Annotated in this window: 2 protein-coding genes; both read right to left on the reverse strand. The window is 41.5% G+C overall.

Translation table 11 applies throughout. The features are described from left to right. Nucleotides 1-479: TubC N-terminal docking domain-related protein (locus F6K37_RS36615; protein ID WP_287255889.1), on the reverse strand; the 479-nt coding region annotated here is incomplete at its 3' end. After that, the coding region (locus tag F6K37_RS36620) for an AMP-binding protein (RefSeq protein ID WP_287255891.1) at nt 476-2,971 on the reverse strand (2,496 nt) is incomplete at its 5' end. The genes F6K37_RS36615 and F6K37_RS36620, both read right to left, overlap by 4 nt.

Genomic DNA, 2,971 nt, shown 5'->3' on the forward strand with positions numbered 1-2,971 from the left:
CCACTTAGGTCTTTTCTGGGTAGTTCTAATTCAAAGGGGGGTTGAATTATTTGTACTGGTGTGCCGTTGATTTCACTGAAAGTGGTTCTCAGGGTTTCATGGCGAGCGATGATTTGGTTAAGACTTTTTTGTAGGGCTGCATAGTCCAATTGCCCTACCAGATGTAGGGTTAATGGCATATTGTAGGCGTTGCTACTCAAAGCCATTTTTTCAATAAACCATAGCCTTTGTTGTGCATAGGATAATGGTGGGGGGTTGCCATTTCGCTCAATAGGCTTAATTAAGTTTTCCTTGAATTCTCTCTTTAAATTAGCTTGTTGTAAAAAAGTAATAATTTCTTGCTTACGAGCACTTAGTTGAATGCGTATCTCTGATGTCAATACTCCTTCTGGAGCATTACAGCGCAAGCGTTCATCTTCAACCCATAATTTGACATCTTGACTAGCGAGTTCCTCTAAAAATTTCTCTAATGTTTTCACAGTTGGATTTCCTCCCGTTTTTCTTGATTATTAGAAGCAGTTTGTAGTCGTTTTGCTAGAGATCGGTTTATATTATTATCTATAGCTTCAATGTCAGTGCTTAATTGAGCGATAGTAGGATTTTCAAATAGCTTACTTACAGATAACTCCAGATTAAAAGTATTTCGCACCCGAGACACAACTTGAGTTGCCATCAAAGAATGCCCTCCCAAATCAAAGAAGTTATCGTGTATTCCCACCTGTTCTATACCCAACACTTCTGCCCAAATCTCTGCTAATACCTTCTGTGTCTGTGTCTGTGGAGCTACATACTCCGTTGACACACTACTGGCCACATCCGGTACAGGCAAAGCCTTACGGTCTACCTTACCGTTAGGAGTCAGAGGCAGTTGTGACAACACCATCAACCCCGATGGCACCATATACTCTGGCAATTTCGACTCCAGATACTCTCTCAACTGCGGTATCAGTTCCTTTCTCAACTGGGAACTCAACGGATTATTCCCATAATTGACCCAGTTACTTGCTACCACCGATTTTTGAGTTAGGGGTGTTAACACTATCCCTTCTTTGGCTAAGGAACTGCGCACAAATACCCCATCCATCAATTCTGGACTTCCCTGAGCAGACCAACACAACTCTAAGCTATACCCTAAAGATGCACTTAGTTCATATAACCTCTCTGGGTCGATGCTCTTGGTTTCCTTTGACTCTAAAAACTGCCTCAACTGCTGCACATTCTGTTTTGATTCTGGCTGTGATAGCCACTCTACCAACTCTACATCATTAGCTACTCTGCCATTGACTAAACCACTAAAGCAAATTGATTCTGGCTCTTGGTCTCGCAGATAAGTTTCTATCTGTTGAACACTCAGATCCGCTCCACTTTCTACAGTCGGTGTTATTACTGTTCCTGGTTGTGCCTCTATATGCAACAGTACGCTATACCTATATTTATTCAGTTCATTCTGTTCCCTTCCCCTCTGTAAACGTATCTGTAAATGAGTTATTTCTGGATGTTTTGCTTTGAGAGCTACAAACAACTCTGGTGAGACTAATAACTCGGTCTCCTGCTCCATTTTTATGTCTATCTTTGACTTGAGTTGTTGTCTCGACAGTGAGGGAGTTGCTTGATACAGTTGCACCGAAGAGTGAAAGGCTTTCATTAATGGCTTACTCCGGATATCCCCTAAGAAAATCATCCCTCCTGGTTTGACTACCCGGATACTGTTTTCTATTACTTCCAACAGATACTCCACACTCGGGAAATACTGGACTATGGAACTCAGCAATACGACATCGAAACTGTTAGGAGCTAGATCAGCCATATCTTCAGCTCGTTTCTGTGCTAAGGAGACATGACGATATTTGTCTGGTTCCTGTTCTATTTGTTGTTTGATGTATTCTAATGAGACGTTGGAGATGTCTGTGCCTAAATATTTTTGTGTTTGCGGTGCGATTTGAAATAGCAGCATTCCTGTGCCACAACCGATTTCCCACACACTCTCTGGTTTCTGGGCTAATACTTGGCTAACAATATCCCCTGCCCAGATGCGCATTTGCTCTACTGGTATGGGCTGGTTATCATAACTGCTGCGCCAACCTGAGAGGTTAAATAAGGGGTCGATAATTTCACTCTCCCCATTCTCTATTTGTTGATTGAATACTTCTTGCCAATTACTGAGTTGATTATTTGATAGTTCTGGGTTAAAATTCGTGGCAGTTTCAGTTTCAGCTACTAGGTATGCGACTAAACGTTTGTCTCCTGGCTTATCCTCTCTGGCAATTACCACTGCTTCTTTGACTTTGGGATGTTCATTTAAAATCCCTTGAATTTCTCCAGTTTCTATGCGGTAGCCTCGGATTTTTACTTGGTGGTCTATTCTACCTAAAAATTCTATATTGCCATCAGGTAGGTAACGTACCAAGTCTCCTGTTTTGTATAATCTTTTCCCTTGCCAAAAGATGAACTTTTCGCTAGTTAATTCTGCTTGTTTTAGGTAACTGCGTGCTAGCCCTTCTCCTGCTATGTGTAGCTCTCCTGCTACTCCTATGGGTACAGGTTGTAAATGGACATTAAGAATATATACCTGGGTGTTTGCTATTGGTCTGCCTATGGTTGGTGATTTGGTTGCTCCTTTTTCCATTAACCCATATGTTGAGTAGGTTGTGTCTTCACTAGGACCATAAAGATTGTATACCGCTTTAATTGTTTGTTGTTCATACAGTTGTTGAACCAGTTGATTATCTAGGGGCTCTCCTGCCAGATTCACTGTTTTTACTCCAGTGGGAATACTTTGATTTCTGACTAATTCTCTTGCTGCTGATGGTACTGTGTTGATTAGGCTTACTTCTCCTGCTGCTGGTAGTTCGGGGAGATATAAAGCATTTTCAGCTAATATGACTTTTCCTCCCCAACTTAAGGGCACAAACAATTCGAATACTGATAGGTCAAAGCAGATAGAAGTGGAGGCTAATACTCCTGATAATTC

The organism is Moorena sp. SIO4E2 (genome assembly GCF_010671945.1).
Classification (GTDB): domain Bacteria; phylum Cyanobacteriota; class Cyanobacteriia; order Cyanobacteriales; family Coleofasciculaceae; genus Moorena; species Moorena producens.